Raw genomic sequence first — 14,551 nt, forward strand, 5'->3', positions numbered from 1 at the left:
TGATACGCGGGCCAGCGTATCCCTCTTCCACTTGGAGAAAACAATGAACAACACCGTGTTGTCGCGATTCAACCCGCGCGCGCTCGTCGCGGGCTGCCTGCTCGCCGTCGCGAGCGTGTCCCACGGCGCCGGCGTCTATGCGCCGTTCGTCGACGTGACGCTCTACCCGACGCCGCTCGTCGACCGGATCGGCGTCCAGCAAGGCATCCAGCAGTTCACGCTCGCGTTCGTGACTGCGGGCAACGGCTGTGCGCCGTCCTGGGGCGGCGTGCAGCCGATCGGCAACGGTGCGAGCGGCGATCTGCTCACGTCGCTGTCGACGTCGATCGCAAGCTATCGCGCGAAAGGCGGCGAGATCGCGGTCTCGTTCGGCGGCGCGAACGGCACGCCGCTGATGCAGGCGTGCTCGACCGTCCCCGCGCTGAAGACGGCCTATCAGACCGTGATCGACACCTACGGCCTCACGCATGTCGACTTCGACATCGAGGGCGCATCGCAGCAGGACAGCGCCGCCGTCGCCCGCAACTTCCAGGCGGTTGCGCAGCTGCAGTCCGACTACGCGGCGAAAGGCCGGCCGCTGCACGTCACGCTGACGCTGCCGACGATGCCGACCGGGCTCACGCAGGATGGCGTGAACGTCGTGACTGCGGCCATCGCGAACAAGGTCGCGTTCGACGCGGTGAACCTGATGACGATGGACTACGGCCCCGCGAACATCGACATGGGCGCGGCGGCGATCAGCGCCGCGCAGGCGCTCTACGCGCAGCTCGACACGGCGTTCAAGTCGGCCGGCCAGCCGAAGACCGGCGCGCAACTCTGGCAGATGGTCGGGGTCACGCCGATGATCGGGATGAACGACGTGCAGGGCGAAACCTTCACGCTCGCCAATGCGCAAAGTGTGCTGAATACCGCGATCAACAACGGTTATGGTTTCTTCGGCAACTGGTCGGTCGCCCGCGACCAGCCGTGCCCGAACAACGGCGCGTATGTGTCGCCGACCTGCTCGGGTATCGCGCAGCAGCCGTACGCGTTCGCGTCGATCTTCCGCAAGCTGGACGGCAAGTGGGGCGCGGGCGTCACGCAGGATCCGAACTACGGCGGCGGCTCGAACGGCGGAACGCCGCAGCCCGGCGCGCCCTGGTCGGCCGGCCAGGTCTATACGGCCGGCGCGACGGTCACCTATCAGGGCACGACGTACCAGGCGCAATGGTGGACGCAGGGCGACGTGCCGGGCCAGGCGAGCGTGTGGAAAGCGATCGGCGGCGGCACGGCGACGTGGTCGGCAACGACCGCGTACCAGGGCGGCACGTGCGTGATGTATCAGGGCGCGAAATACTGCGCGAAATGGTGGACGCAAGGCGACAACCCGAGCGCCGGCGGCGTGTGGGTGAAGTCGTGAAGTCGTGACGTCGTGAAGTCGTGACCGCCGGCGCGTGACGGGCCGGCCGCGGCCGTTCCCCGGCGCGCTGTCCGGCGCGACGGCGAACGGCCGCCGAAGCAGGCGCTGCGCGCTGCTTCGCGGCCTTGGCTAGCCGCGCCCCTGCTCGGCCAGCAACCGCACCTTCGCGTCGACCAGCAGCGCCGCGTGCGAGTCGCGATGCTGGCGGATCCGCTCGGTCGGGCCGACGACCGACAGCCCGTACCAGTCGCCGTCGAGCGTCAGCGCAACGGCGATCGCCGACAGCTCGGGCGCGCTTTCGCCGAAATTCTCGGCCCAGCCCAGTTCGCGAAACCGCGCGGTTTGCGCGACGAGCGCCGGCAGGTCCGCGACGCTCGCGTCGGTGAAGCGTTCGAATGACAGCTGCGCGCCGAGCGCCTGCTGCGCCTCGCTCGCGAGCTCCGCGAAGATCGCCTTGCCGATCGAGTTCGCATGCAGCGGGCGCAGCTCGCCCGGCTGGCGCGTATAGCGGATCGCCTGCTCGGATTCGACGACGTCGAGATACGTGACCGACGTGCCCTGGATCTTGCCGAGCACGGCCGTCTCGCGGCTCGCATCGCGCAGCGCGACGAGATGCGGATGCACGATGTCGACGACCGGATCGGTCGCGTCGATTGCCGCGGCGATCGTCTGCAGCCGCCGCGTCGGGTAGTAGCCGCCGCGCTTGCGCACCTCGTACAGATAGCCGCGGCTCACGAGCGTGCGCGCCATCGCCAGGCAGCTCGACGCCGGCACATTGAGCAGGCGCGCGAGCTCGGTGAGCGGCAGCGGCCGCCGTTCGGCGGCGAACAGCTCGAACAGGTCGAGCGTGCGGGCAACGAGTTTGACGTCCATGTCGAGCGCTTGATTCGGAACGGGAAGCCGCGCGCCGGGCGAGCCGCCGGGCCGGTACGGTCAGTACGACTTCGGCAGCCCCAGCACCTTCTCCGCGATGTAGCAGAGGATCAGTTGCGGGCTCACGGGCGCGAGCCTCGGAATCATACACTCGCGCAGGTAGCGCTCGACATGGTATTCCTTCGCATAGCCCATCCCGCCGTGCGTCGCGATCGCCGTCTGGCACGCGTGGAACGCGGCTTCCGCGCCGAGGTACTTCGCGGCGTTCGCCTCGGCGCCGCACGACTGCCCCGCGTCGTAGCGCGTCGCGGCCTTCATCACCATCAGCCACGCGGCCTCGAGCTGCATCCACGCCTGCGCGAGCGGATGCTGGATCGACTGGTTCTGCCCGATCGGCCGGCCGAACACGACGCGCTCGCACGCATACTGCGTTGCGCGCCGCAACGCGGCCTGCCCGAGGCCGATCGCCTCGGCGGCGATCAGGATCCGCTCGGGGTTCAGCCCGTGCAGCAGATAACGGAAACCGTCGCCCTCGTTGCCGATCAGGTCGTCGCGCGGCACGCGCAGGTTGTCGATGAACAGCATGTTCGAATCGACGGCCTTGCGGCCCATCTTCTCGATCTCGCGCACCTCGACGCGCGACCGGTCGAGGTCGGTATAGAACAGGCTGAGCCCGTCGGTCGGCTTCGCGACCGCATCGAGCGGCGTCGTGCGCGCGATGATCAGCATCTTGTTCGCGACCTGCGCGGTCGAGATCCAGATCTTGCGCCCGCTCAGCACGTAGTGGTCGCCGTCGCGGCGTGCCTGCGTGCTCAGGTGCGTGGTGTCGAGGCCCGCGTCGGGCTCGGTCACCGCGAAGCAGGCCTTGTCGCGCCCGGCGATCAGCGGCGGCAGGAAGCGCGCCTTCTGCGCGTCGTTGCCGAACACCTGCACCGGGTTCAACCCGAAGATGTTCATGTGGACGGCCGATGCGCCCGACAGGCCGGCGCCCGACGCGCTGATCGTGCGCATCATCAGCGCGGCCTCGGTCATCCCGAGGCCGGCGCCGCCGTGGGCCGGGTCCATCGCGATGCCGAGCCAGCCGGCCTCGGCGAGCGCCGCGTGAAAGTCGGACGGAAAGCCGCCCGCGCGATCGCGTTCGAGCCAGTAGTCGTCGCCGAAGCGTTCGCAGATTTTCTCGATCGCGCTTTCGATCGCGCGCTGGTCGTCGGTCAGGTCGAACTGCATGGATTGCACTCCTCGAAATAGGCGAGCGGCCGCGCCGCTCTCAGCAACACGCCGGATGGCGCCAGGGCTTGCGCGTCGAAAAGCGTCCCTTTGCGGGATGGACCACGCGGAACATTGGCGCGAAGCGGCACGTCCGGCGCGCTCACAACGGAAACACGCCCACGATCACCGCGGCGAACACCATCAGCACGGTGGCGGCGAACAGGAACGGAATCGTGAATTTCTGATGCTCGGCCAGCTCGACGCCGGTCAGGCCGACGATCAGGAACGTCGCCGGCGTGAGCGGGCTGACCGGAAAACCGGTCGTCATCTGGCCCAGCAGCGCGGCCTGCGCCATCTGAATCGGCGGCACGCCGAGCAGCTTGCCGCTTTCCGCGAGCACCGGCAGCACGCCGAAGTAGAACGAATCGGGATCGAACAGCAGGCTGAGCGGCATCGACAGCAGGCCGAGCACGAACGGCATGTGGCGCGCATGTTCGACCGGCACGTGCGCGACGACGACCTCGGCCATCGCCTTCAGCATCCCGGTGCCGGACATGATTCCGGTGAACGCGCCGGCCGCGAGCAGCACGCTCGCCATCATCAGCGCGGCCTTCGCGTGCGCGTCGATCCGCTCGCGCTGCGCCTGCACGTCCGGATAGTTGATGACGAGCGCGGCGACCGTGCCGAGCATGAACATCACCATCGGGTCGACGATGCCCGACACCAGCGTGCCGAGCACGACGAGCGTCAGCGCCAGGTTGACCCGGAAGCGCCCGGGCCGGCGCAGCGCGCGTTCGGCGTCGGTCAGCTCGCGCGGCACGACCGCGAGCGTCGCCGCGCCGGCGCGATCGAGCCCGAGCCGCTTCGCCTCGCGCACACCGAGCACGTACGCGGTGCCGAACACGAACACGAGGCCGACGATCTGCACCGGGATCATCGGCATGAAGATCGCCGAGCCGGGAATATGCAGCGCCGCGGACGCGCGCAGCATCGGCCCGACCCACGGCAGGAAGTTGACGCCGGCCGCCATCGACGCGACGCACGCGAGAATTCGCCGATCCATCCCGAGCCGCGTATAGAGCGGCATCATCGCGGGCAGCGTGACGAGAAACGTGACGGCGCCCGAGCCGTCCAGATGGATCAGCAGCGCGAGCAGCGCCGAGCCCATCACGATGCGCGGCGGATGGCAGCCGATCACGCGCAGCACGCCCGCGATGATCGGGTCGAGCATCCCCGCGTCGGTGAGGATTCCGAAAAATAGAATCGCAAAAACGAACATGCCGGCGATCGGGCCGATGTTCTGCACGCCGTGCACGATGAACTTGCCGGTCGAGAGTCCGAAGCCGGCCGCGAGCGACGCGGCCACCGGCACGATGATCAACGCGACGAGCGGCGACAGCCGCTTCGTGATGATCAAGCCGAATAGCGCGACGATCGCGATCGCGCCGATCCATGCGAGCATGACGTGTCTCCTCTGGCGCCGGCGCGCGTCGGGCGCGGCCGGCGTGATGTCCGAAGCGGTGTGAGGCCGTGCGGCAGCGTGCGACGCCACCGCTCGGCCGCCGGCCGCGATGCGTGTCAGTCGCCGTGCTTGCCGGCGTCGTCTTGTTCCGCGTCGACAAACACCTGCGCCGCGTGTTCGTTCAGCGCGGGCGGCGGCCGTCGGTACGTGGCCGGCGTGCGACCGAGCTTGATCGGCGACGCGATGCCACGATGCCGGCCCAGTTCGACCTTCATCTGCCGATGCGCGACGTGCGGATGGTCGAGCGCCGCATCGAGCCCCAGCACGGGCGCGCACGGCACGCCGCGGCGCATCAGCTGCTCGGCGAGCGCCGCGCCATCGTGTGCGGCCAGCGCCGTTTCGAGCAGCGCGCGCAATGCGGCGCGGTTCGCGCTGCGCGCGCGGTTGTCGGCGAAGCGCGGGTCGTCGGGCCAGTCGCGCGTGCCGAGCACGTCGCACAGCGCGGCGAACTGCCCGTTGTTGCCGACCGCGAGAAAGATGTCGACGCTCGCGGTCGGAAAGCTGTCGTACGGCGTGATGTTCGGATGCGCGTTGCCGGTGCGCACCGGCGCCTTCCCGGAGTGGAAGAAATTCGGCGTATGCGGATGCAGGATCGACAGCGCGCAGTCGAACAGCGTCGATTCGACGAACTGGCCGCGCCCGCTCGCATCGCGTTCGCGCAGCGCCATCAGCACGCCGAGCGCCGCGTTCAGCCCGGTGACGAGATCGACGATCGGCACGCCGACGCGCAGCGGCGCGCCGCCCGCTTCGCCGTTCACGCTCATCAGCCCGGCCAGCGCCTGCACGGCCGCGTCGTAGCCGGGCAGCCCGCCGAGCGGGCCGTCCGCGCCGAAGCCCGACACGCGGCAATAGACGAGGCGCGGAAAGCGCTCGTGCAGCGCGTCGAAGCCGAGCCCCCAGCGTTCCATCGTGCCGATCTTGAAGTTCTCGACCAGCGCGTCCGCGTGCTCGAGCAGGCCAAGCAGCCGTTCGCGATCTTCCGGCTTCGTCAGGTCGAGCGCGATGCCGAGCTTGTTGCGGTTCACGCCGAGGAAATACGACGCGGTGTCGCCGTCAAACGGCGGGCCCCAGGTGCGCGTCTCGTCGCCCGACGGCGGTTCGACCTTGATCACCTCCGCGCCGTGGTCGGCGAGAATCTGGGTCGCGTACGGGCCGCCCAGCACCCGCGACAGATCGATGATGCGCAACCCCGCCAACGCGCCCTGCTGCTCCAGCTCCGCCATGCGTCTCGCTCCTGCTTCCGGTTGTTCGGACCGCCGGGTTCCGCCATGCCGACTTTGCGGCGCGGTTTTCCTGGCTCGAATAATAATTCTTGTGTGTGAATTTATATTCACACTGGAGAATTTTATTGTCAAGCCGGATATACGCCCGCAATCCTGCGGAGCACGCGCCAGCCTGCCAGTGGGGACGATTTCGAACGCGCGCCGATTGCCGCGCCGGGCCGCGGTTCGCTAAGCTGCGGACGGTGCTCATCGGAACCAAGGCGGAAATTTCATGAAACGCATGCTGCTCGCGGCCCTCGTGCTCGCGTCGACGTTGGGCGTCGCCCGCGCGCAAACCCAGACCTTCCATTTTGGCGAGGGACAATCACAGCCGCGGGCCGCCGCGCCGACGGCACGGCCCGCGCCCGCGCATCGGCACGTGACGCCGCCGCGTCACCGGCATGCGCTGCACAAACGGCGCCACGGGCAGTCCGGGAAGCCGGCACGCCCGGTGATCCAGACCCACGTGTGACGCGTTGCGCGTGGCGCGCGGCGACGCACGGAACTGTCACGAACGGCCGGTATGATCGGCGCGGCGGCTTTGCATGCCGTCGTGCCCGAGCATCGGGCGACTGGCCGGCAACGCCGGTCGACGTGCATTTCACTCCACGATTCAGTACCTGTTTTGCCGAACATGAATACCGGGCCGGATACCGTCGCCAGCATCAAGGAGCGCGCCACGATCGTGTGCCGCCAGCGCAGCAGCGTGCTGCTGGTCGCGCGCACCGCGGCGCGCTGGACGCTGCCGGGCGGCACGATCCGGCGCGGCGAGACACCGCTGGAGGCCGCGCAGCGGGAGCTGGCGGAGGAAACGCGGCTCGAAGGGCTCGCGCTCGACTATGCGGTGCAGTTCGGCGGTCTCACGAAGCTCCATCACGTGTTCGTGGCCGACGTGCCGAAACATCTGATCCCGCGCGCGAGCAACGAGATCGCGCGCTGCAAGTGGTTCGACGTCGAACGCCTCGAGACGCTGCGCGCGAGCGTGCCGACCCGCAAGATCATCGAGCTGCTGCACCTCGACCGCTTTTCCCCGCTCGCGGACGGCCCGCTTCATCTGCGCTGAAGCGGCCCCGCATCGGTCACGCCTCGGTCACGCGCGCAGCAACGGCCCGGCCTTGCGTTCGAGCAGCGCGATCAGCGCGGGCTGCATGTACGTATAGCGGTCGGGAATGTCGAGGCAGACGATCTTCTTGTGCTTCAGTCGGGCGCCGAACCGGGCGGCCAGCTTCGCCTTGTGCGCGCGCTCCATCACGAACACGATCTCGGCCCATTCGAGCTGCTCGATGGACACTTGCGTGTCGGCGTCGGGCGCGAGCCCCGCGGAGTCGGTTTCGACACCCGGCCATCCCGCGAACACCGCCTCGGCGGTCGGGCTGCGCAGCCGATTGCGGCTGCAGATAAAGAGCGCCCGCGTCATGCCGGCGCGCCGCGACCGGCTCGTCCGGTCATTCGTTCAACCTTGCGGAATCGTGTCGGGGCGCACGTACGCCAGCATGTGCGGCACGTAGTCGGCCTTGCCGAGCTCGACGCCGTAATGGCGCAGGATCGCGTATGCGGCGATCGCGTGAAAGTAGAACTGCGGCAGCGCCCAGTCGCGCACGTACTGCTCGCCCGTCATGTCGAACGCGGTGCCGTTCGGCAGCTCGAGCGCGATCGGCCGCGCGGCGCCGCCATCGAGCGCGTCGGGCGCGAGTTCGCCGAGGAACGCGATCGTGCCGGAGAGGATCCCCTGCGCGTCGCTCACTGTGCCCGGCTGCGCATCGGCGTGCCAGCCGGCTTCGCGTAGCGCGAGCAGCGCATCCGGCAGCGGTTCGCCGCGCAGCCGGTAGATGGGCTCCATCGCCTGGAAGCACGAGAACCGCACCTGTGCGGCGAGCGGATACATGTCGGGCGCGAGCTTCAGCGTCAGCAGCGCATCGGGTGCGTCGCCGGCGGCCTGCCGGTGCGCGACGGCCTTGTCGAGCCACGCGGATTGCGCGCGCAGCATCTGGGTCAACGTCGGAACGAGAAGTTGGGTTGGTGACATCCATGCCCTCCGGTGGTTCGTTGGCGCAGCGATACCCATGTCGCGGCGAATCCGTATTCTGCCGCAGCCGACGATTCGACGCGAAACCGGTGACGCATCGCACGCCGCACGACCGGCGCCGGGGGCGCGGGCCTTAGGGCTTGCCGTGGCGTGCCAGGAACCGGTCGAGCTGCGACGCGAACGCCTTGCCGTCGCGTGCGCTGAACGGGGCCGGGCCGCCCGTGTCGACGCCCGAGCTGCGCAGTTGATCCATCATCGCGCGCGTCGACAGGCGCTCTTCGATGTTCTCGCGGCTGAACCAGTTGCCGCGCGGGTCGAGCGCGTGCGCGCCCTTGTCGAGGACGGCTGCGGCCAGCGGGATGTCGGCGGTGATCACGAGATCGCCGGCTTGCGCGAGTTCAACGATTCGCGCATCGGCGACGTCGAAGCCGGCCGGCACCTGCACCGACTTGATGAACGGCGACGGCGGCGTACGCAGGAACTGGTTCGCGACCAGCGTCACGCAGATCTCGGCACGACGCGCGGCGCGAAACAGCATGTCCTTGATGACGGCGGGACACGCGTCGGCATCGACGAGTACTTGCATGGCAGACATTCCGGTGAGCAGAAACCGCGATCATAGCGCAGCGCCGGCGATCGTCCCGCACAGCGGCTGACCCGATCGGCCAGTCAGTTGGTCAACCTGTCAGCCCGGCGCACAGCGACGCGGCCGTCGTCCATTGCGCGCCCCATCCGTCGGCGAGCCGCCTGCCCTGCCCGATCCGCACGGCCGCGTCATCGAAATCGACGAACACGACATGATCGGCGGCCGCCGGTTTCGGCGCCGTTTCGCGCGTGCGTCCATCGGACAGCACCCACAGCCAGCGCTGCTGGTCCGGCGTACGCCGTGCCGCGCGCGCGAGCAGTTGCGCGGCGGCCGCGATGCCGTCCGCGAGCGGCGTGCCGCCGCCGCCGTCCACCGGCTCGAGCCAGCGCGCGTTCCACCACCGCGGCACGGCCGGGCCGAAACGCCGCGCGGCGCCGTTGCCGCCGAAGCAGATCAGCGCGGTTTCCACGCGGTCGCGCGCGGCCTGGTCGAAGTACGCGACGATCAACCCTTTCGCGAGCGCGAGCCGTTCGTCCGACAGCATCGACGCCGAACAGTCGAGCACGAAGCAATGGAGCGCGCGCGGGGCGCCGGCCTGTTTGCGAAAACGCAGATGGCCGGCGTCCAGCGGGCCGCCGCGCTTCGCGGCGAGCGTCGCCGGCCACGCAACGGCCGTGCCGGCGCGTGCCGTCCCCGGCACACGCGCGGCAGCGCCTGGCTGCCATCGAGGACCGCGAACGGCGTTCGCGGCGGCGTCGGCTCGATGGCTCAGCGTTTTTTTAGCGGCAGCGGCACCACGCTTTTCACGTCGCGCAGGCCGGCCGGTTCGGGCGGCAGGTAGCCCCACTCGCCTTGCGATGAAGGCGCATCGTTGCGTGCCGCGCCCGGTCGATCGTCGGGCTGGCGGCGCGTGTCCGGCGGCAAACGGTCGTCGCGGTCGTGGTCGTGCTCGCCGTCGCCGCGCGATGGCGACGCGCCCGACGACGGCGACGTGCCCGCATGACGCCGATGCCGCAGCACCGCGTCGGCCACGCGTTCGACATGCGACACCGTCACCGCATCGGCCTGCTCCAGCGCCGCGAGCGCGCGCGCGGCGCGCAGCATCACGAGGTCGGCACGCAGGCCGTCGACGGCCGCGTCGATGCACAGCGCGCTCACGCGTGCGTGAACCGCATCGTCGAAATCCAGCGTCGACAGCCGGGCCCGCGCCGCATGAATCCCGTCGCGGAGTGCTCGCTGCGCGCTTGCGTGACGCGCACGAAACGCATCCGGATCGAGATCGAACGCGAGGCGAGCCTTGACGATCCCTTCGCGCTGCGCGGCGTCGAAGCAGTTCTCGAGTTCGACCATCAGCCCGAAGCGGTCGAGCAGTTGCGGGCGCAGTTCGCCCTCCTCGGGATTCATCGTGCCGACCAGCACGAAGCGTGCATCGTGCGCGTGCGACACGCCATCGCGCTCGACCACGTTCACGCCGCTCGCGGCGACGTCGAGCAGCGTATCGACGAGCCCGTCGGCGAGCAGGTTCACTTCGTCGACGTACAGCACGCCGCGATGCGCGCGGGCGAGCAGGCCCGGCCGGAAGCGCACGCCGTTGGCGGCGAGCGCATGGGCGAGATCGAGCGTGCCGGTGACCTGCTCGTCGCTCGCCGATAGCGGCAGCGTGACGAATTCGCCTTCGGGCAGCAATTCCGCCAGCGCGCGCGCGGCGGTCGATTTCGCGGTGCCGCGCGGCCCGCTGACGAGCACGCCGCCGAGCGACGGGTCGATCGCGGCGAGCAGCAGCGCCTGCTGCAGCGGTTGCTGCGCGACCAGTGCCGCGAACGGGAACACCGCGCGTGCGCGGGGCGTCGTCGGATCGGTCATCGCCGTCCTCCTTCCTGGAGTTGTTCGCTGTCGAGCCAGACCGCTTCGATCCGCTCGCGATAGTCGCCCGGCTGCTGCCACAGCCCGCGCTGCATCGCTTCGACGAAGCGTTCGCAGATGCCGTGCAGCGCCTTCGGGTTGTGTCGTTCGAGAAACGCGCGCGTGTCGTCGTCGAACAGGTACGCATCGGCGACGAGCGCGTACTGGTGGTCCGACAGCACGCGGGCGGTCGCGTCATACCCGTACAGGTAGTCGACGGTCGCGGCCATTTCGGCCGCGCCCTTGTAGCCGTGACGCTTCACGCCGTCGAGCCATTTCGGGTTGACGACACGCGAGCGGATCACGCGCGCGATCTCCTCGCGCAGCGTGCGCATCTTCGGCGCGACCGGGTTCGCATGGTCGCCGTGGTAGATGCTCGGCTGCTGGCCGGACAGGTGACGCACGGCCGCCGTCATCCCGCCCTGGAACTGGTAGTAGTCGTTCGAGTCGAGGATGTCGTGTTCGCGGCTGTCCTGGTTCTGCACGACGACGTCGATCGTCGCGAGCCGCTCGCCGAACACGTCGGGGGCCGCGTCGCCCGCGCTGTTCTGCGCGTACGCATGGCCGCCCCACTGGCGGTACGCGTCGGCGAGATCGGCGTCGGTCTGCCAGCGGCGCTGGTCGATCATGTCCTGCAGGCCGGCACCGTAGCTGCCCGGCCGCGCGCCGAACACGCGCCAGCCGGCGCGGCGTCGCGCTTCGTCGGGCGCCACGCCCCGCTCGATCCAGGTCGCGCGTTCGCGCTCGATGCGCGCGCGGATCGGGTTCAGCGCCTCGGGCTCGTCGAGCGCGGCGACGGCCTGCACGGCCGCGTCGAACAGGTGCATCAGGTTCGGAAACGCGTCGCGGAAGAAGCCCGACACGCGCAGCGTCACGTCGATGCGCGGCCGGTCGAAGATCTCGATCGGCAGGATCTCGAAGTCCGTCACGCGATGACTGCCGTGCGCCCATTTCGGCCGCACGCCGAGGAGCGCGAACGCCTGCGCGATATCGTCGCCGCCGGTGCGCATCGTGGCCGTGCCCCAGACCGACAGCCCGATCGCGCGCGGATAGTCGCCGTGATCCTGCAGATGACGTTCGATCAGCTGCTGCGCGGATTTCAGCCCGAGCGACCACGCGGCCTGCGTCGGCACCGCGCGCGTATCGACCGAATAGAAGTTGCGGCCCGTCGGCAGCACGTCGGGACGGCCGCGCGACGGCGAGCCGCTCGGCCCCGGCGGCACGAAGCGGCCATCGAGCCCGCGCAGCAGCTGGCGCAGTTCCTCGCCGCCGCACGCGTCGAGCGCGGGCAGCAGCGTCGCGCGCACGCGTTCGAGCACGGCGAGCGTGTGCGGCCATGCCCCCGGCGGCGTCGCATCGATGCCGGGGTCGCCGTCGACATTCGCACAGCACAGTCCATCGAGCCACTGCTGCGCGAGCCGCTCGAGCCGCTCGCGCGTGTCGCCCGCATGGCGCCACGGCGACGCGTCGAGCGCCTGCAAAACGGCCGGCCGCGGGCCCGTCCACGGCGCGGCCCAGTCGGCCGCGAGCGGATCGAAATCGTCGCCGAGCGCGAGATCGCGCGCGAGCGCGGCGATCAGCCCCGCGCGTTCGCCCTTGCCGTCGCCGACCGGAAAGCGTGCGAGCGCGAGCAGCGTATCGCGCCGCTGACGGTCGATCGGCGACGCGCCGAACACGTGCAGCCCGTCGCGAATCTGCGCTTCCTTCAATTCGCACAGCCAGGCGTCGACGCGCGTGAGCAGCGCGTCCTCGTCGCCGGCGTCGCGCGGCGGCGACACGCTCAGCTCGTCATGCAGCCGGTGTTCGGCGATCGTCGCGAGGATCGTCTTGCGCAGCAGCTTCGCGCGCCGCGCATCGACCATCAGCGCTTCGTAGTATTCGTCGACCTGCCGTTCGAGATCCTGCAGCGGGCCGTAGTTTTCCGCGCGCGTGAGCGGCGGCATCAGGTGATCGATGATCACGGCCTGCGCGCGGCGCTTCGCCTGGCTGCCCTCGCCCGGATCGTTGACGATGAACGGATACAGGTGCGGCAGCGGCCCGAGCGTCAGGTCGGGCCAGCACGCGTCGGACAGCGCGACGCTCTTGCCCGGCAGCCATTCGAGGTTGCCGTGCTTGCCGAGGTGGATGACCGCGTCGATGCCGAACGCATCGCGCAACCAGAAATAGAACGCGAGGTACGCGTGCGGCGGCACGAGGTCCGCGTCGTGGTAGCTCGCATAGTCGTTCTCGCCGCGCGAACGCGACGGCTGGATGCCGACGAACACGTTGCCCGCGCGCCAGCCGGCGATCGGGAAGCGCCCCTGGCGCAGCGTCGGGTCCGCGTCGGGCGGCCCCCAGCGCTCGTTCAGCGCCTCGCGCACGGCGGCCGGCAGCCGCGCGAAATGCGCGACGTAATCGGCCAGCGCGAAACTCTGGAACGCGGGGCGCAGTGCGCGCATGGCCGGGTCGTTGGTCACGCCTTCGGTGAGCCGCGCGATCAGCGCGTCGCCGTCGGCCGGCAGGTCGGCCACCGCATAGCCCGCGTCGCGCAGCGCCGCGAGCACGCGCAGCGCGGACGCCGGCGTGTCGAGCCCGACGCCGTTGCCGATCCGCCCTTCGCTTTGCGGATAGTTCGCGAGAATCAGCGCGATGCGCTTGTCGGCATTGTCGAGCGTGCGCAGCCGGCACCAGCCGCGCGCGAGCGCCGCGACGAACGCGATCCGTTCGGCGTCCGGCTGGTAGCGCACGACGTCGACTTCGGTGTGCGGACACCGATACGCGAGCCCCTTGAAGCTCACCGCGCGCGTGACGATGCGCCCGTCGACTTCAGGCAGCGCGATGTGCATCGCGATGTCGCGCGCATGCAGCCCCTGGTTGTCGGCCACCCATGCGTCGCGGTTGCCGCCGGACAGGATCACCTGCAGCACCGGTGCGTCGCCGGCGAGCACGTCGGGCTCGGGGCTGTCGATCGCGCCGGCCGCGAAGGCCGTGGTGTTCAGCACGAGCGCGACGTCGTGCGTATCGCAGAGCTGCGTGATGACCTCGCGGCTCACCGCGTCCTTCAGCGACGTGACCGCGATCGGCAGTGGATTGAGCCCTTCGCGCACGAGCGCATCGGCCAGCGCGTCGAACACGGCCGTGTTCGCGGCCTGCCAGTGCGCGCGATAGAACAGGATCGCGACCACGGGTGCGCCGGGCGTCCAGCGCGCGCGCCAGTCGTCGACGCTCGCCGGGTCGCGCGCCGGGTGATACAGCGCGGCGGCCGGCAGCGGGCGCGGCGGCTCGGGTTCGTCGCCGAAGCCGAGCGTATGGAATGCGATGCTGCGCAGCAGCGCTTCGGCGTTGTGCATCCCGCCGTCGCGCAGGTAGCGCCACCACAGCCGGCACAGCGCCGGCGCGACCGTGCTCTTCGCGACGAGGTTCGGGTCTTCCTGCAGGTCGCCCGAGAACATCGCGAGCTGCTGCTTGCGTTTGGACGCGAGCGACACGGCCTGTTCGATCCCGTACGGCCAGTACGCTTCGCCGCCGAGATGATCGATCACGACCGTCTTCGCATGACGCAGCACGTCGTCGACATAGAAATCGACCGACGCCGGCTGCCGCAGGAACGTGACGTTCGCGAGCCGCACGCTCGGAAAGCCGGCCGGCAGCTTCGGCACGACGCTGGCCAGCAGCGACAAGGTCGTATCGGCCGAACTCAGGATCACGATGTCGGCCGGCTGCTGGTCGATCCGGACGACGCCCTGCGTATCGTCGACGAAGCCGCCCGGCGTGGTGCGCAGCAGATGCATCG

The 14,551-nt window shown here is 69.8% G+C and carries 13 protein-coding genes; 3 read left to right on the plus strand and 10 right to left on the minus strand.

What is annotated here, in order from left to right; all coding sequences use genetic code 11:
• Nucleotides 1–43: 43 nt before the first annotated feature.
• Complete coding sequence (locus SB771_RS10625) at nucleotides 44–1,399, plus strand: chitinase (RefSeq protein ID WP_175660778.1); 1,356 nt, start codon at nucleotides 44–46, stop codon at nucleotides 1,397–1,399.
• Between the two features lie 129 nt (nucleotides 1,400–1,528).
• Here the strand turns inward: SB771_RS10625 and SB771_RS10630 are convergent, their stop codons facing one another.
• The 4 genes from SB771_RS10630 to SB771_RS10645 form a co-directional block, all read right to left on the minus strand.
• On the minus strand, nucleotides 1,529–2,272 hold the full coding sequence (locus tag SB771_RS10630) for an IclR family transcriptional regulator (RefSeq protein WP_175660777.1): 744 nt from the start codon (nucleotides 2,270–2,272) through the stop codon (nucleotides 1,529–1,531).
• Between the two features lie 60 nt (nucleotides 2,273–2,332).
• Entirely contained in the window at nucleotides 2,333–3,499 is a 1,167-nt protein-coding gene (locus SB771_RS10635) for an acyl-CoA dehydrogenase family protein (protein ID WP_006755563.1), read from the minus strand.
• A gap of 142 nt (nucleotides 3,500–3,641) precedes the next feature.
• Nucleotides 3,642–4,943: a CitMHS family transporter gene (locus SB771_RS10640; RefSeq protein WP_175660776.1), complete on the minus strand. Its 1,302-nt coding sequence runs from the start codon at nucleotides 4,941–4,943 to the stop codon at nucleotides 3,642–3,644.
• A 116-nt stretch (nucleotides 4,944–5,059) separates the two neighbouring features.
• On the minus strand, nucleotides 5,060–6,226 hold the full coding sequence (locus SB771_RS10645) for a CaiB/BaiF CoA transferase family protein (protein ID WP_175660775.1): 1,167 nt from the start codon (nucleotides 6,224–6,226) through the stop codon (nucleotides 5,060–5,062).
• 271 nt (nucleotides 6,227–6,497) lie between these two features.
• On the opposite strand from SB771_RS10645, the gene SB771_RS10650 reads away from it, so the two are divergent.
• Both SB771_RS10650 and SB771_RS10655 read left to right on the plus strand, forming a co-directional pair.
• Nucleotides 6,498–6,737, plus strand: coding sequence for a hypothetical protein (locus tag SB771_RS10650; protein WP_175660774.1), 240 nt, complete (start codon nucleotides 6,498–6,500; stop codon nucleotides 6,735–6,737).
• Nucleotides 6,738–6,899: 162 nt separating this feature from the next.
• Nucleotides 6,900–7,328, plus strand: a complete 429-nt coding sequence (locus SB771_RS10655) for an NUDIX hydrolase (RefSeq protein ID WP_175660773.1) — start codon at nucleotides 6,900–6,902, stop codon at nucleotides 7,326–7,328.
• Nucleotides 7,329–7,355: 27 nt separating this feature from the next.
• Here SB771_RS10655 and SB771_RS10660 read toward each other — a convergent pair whose 3' ends face one another.
• From SB771_RS10660 to cobN, 6 genes are all read right to left on the minus strand, one after another.
• Nucleotides 7,356–7,682, minus strand: a complete 327-nt coding sequence (locus SB771_RS10660) for a low molecular weight protein tyrosine phosphatase family protein (protein WP_175660772.1) — start codon at nucleotides 7,680–7,682, stop codon at nucleotides 7,356–7,358.
• A 36-nt stretch (nucleotides 7,683–7,718) separates the two neighbouring features.
• Nucleotides 7,719–8,291, minus strand: a complete 573-nt coding sequence (locus tag SB771_RS10665; RefSeq protein ID WP_175660771.1) for a DUF1993 family protein — start codon at nucleotides 8,289–8,291, stop codon at nucleotides 7,719–7,721.
• 133 nt (nucleotides 8,292–8,424) lie between these two features.
• Nucleotides 8,425–8,877, minus strand: a complete 453-nt coding sequence (locus tag SB771_RS10670; RefSeq protein WP_011656847.1) for a YaiI/YqxD family protein — start codon at nucleotides 8,875–8,877, stop codon at nucleotides 8,425–8,427.
• A 91-nt stretch (nucleotides 8,878–8,968) separates the two neighbouring features.
• Complete coding sequence (locus SB771_RS10675; RefSeq protein WP_175660770.1) at nucleotides 8,969–9,577, minus strand: vWA domain-containing protein; 609 nt, start codon at nucleotides 9,575–9,577, stop codon at nucleotides 8,969–8,971.
• A gap of 68 nt (nucleotides 9,578–9,645) precedes the next feature.
• Entirely contained in the window at nucleotides 9,646–10,740 is a 1,095-nt protein-coding gene (locus tag SB771_RS10680) for an ATP-binding protein (protein WP_175660769.1), read from the minus strand.
• On the minus strand, nucleotides 10,737–14,549 hold the full coding sequence (gene cobN / locus SB771_RS10685; protein ID WP_175660768.1) for a cobaltochelatase subunit CobN: 3,813 nt from the start codon (nucleotides 14,547–14,549) through the stop codon (nucleotides 10,737–10,739). The genes SB771_RS10680 and cobN overlap by 4 nt, the downstream gene beginning before the upstream one ends.
• Nucleotides 14,550–14,551: the final 2 nt, after the last annotated feature.

The organism is Burkholderia sp. SIMBA_051 (assembly GCF_046534915.1).
Taxonomy (GTDB): domain Bacteria; phylum Pseudomonadota; class Gammaproteobacteria; order Burkholderiales; family Burkholderiaceae; genus Burkholderia; species Burkholderia ambifaria.

Excerpts from the sequence above, each read along its gene's own strand:
- SB771_RS10640 (WP_175660776.1), bottom strand. The coding sequence starts at position 4,943 with ATGCTCGCATGGATCGGCGCGATCGCGATCGTCGCGCTATTCGGCTTG.
- SB771_RS10635 (WP_006755563.1), bottom strand. The coding sequence starts at position 3,499 with ATGCAGTTCGACCTGACCGACGACCAGCGCGCGATCGAAAGCGCGATC.
- SB771_RS10655 (WP_175660773.1), top strand. The coding sequence starts at position 6,900 with ATGAATACCGGGCCGGATACCGTCGCCAGCATCAAGGAGCGCGCCACG.
- cobN (WP_175660768.1), bottom strand. The coding sequence starts at position 14,549 with ATGCATCTGCTGCGCACCACGCCGGGCGGCTTCGTCGACGATACGCAG.
- SB771_RS10630 (WP_175660777.1), bottom strand. The coding sequence starts at position 2,272 with ATGGACGTCAAACTCGTTGCCCGCACGCTCGACCTGTTCGAGCTGTTC.
- SB771_RS10680 (WP_175660769.1), bottom strand. The coding sequence starts at position 10,740 with ATGACCGATCCGACGACGCCCCGCGCACGCGCGGTGTTCCCGTTCGCG.
- SB771_RS10670 (WP_011656847.1), bottom strand. The coding sequence starts at position 8,877 with ATGCAAGTACTCGTCGATGCCGACGCGTGTCCCGCCGTCATCAAGGAC.
- SB771_RS10650 (WP_175660774.1), top strand. The coding sequence starts at position 6,498 with ATGAAACGCATGCTGCTCGCGGCCCTCGTGCTCGCGTCGACGTTGGGC.
- SB771_RS10660 (WP_175660772.1), bottom strand. The coding sequence starts at position 7,682 with ATGACGCGGGCGCTCTTTATCTGCAGCCGCAATCGGCTGCGCAGCCCG.
- SB771_RS10645 (WP_175660775.1), bottom strand. The coding sequence starts at position 6,226 with ATGGCGGAGCTGGAGCAGCAGGGCGCGTTGGCGGGGTTGCGCATCATC.
- SB771_RS10625 (WP_175660778.1), top strand. The coding sequence starts at position 44 with ATGAACAACACCGTGTTGTCGCGATTCAACCCGCGCGCGCTCGTCGCG.
- SB771_RS10665 (WP_175660771.1), bottom strand. The coding sequence starts at position 8,291 with ATGTCACCAACCCAACTTCTCGTTCCGACGTTGACCCAGATGCTGCGC.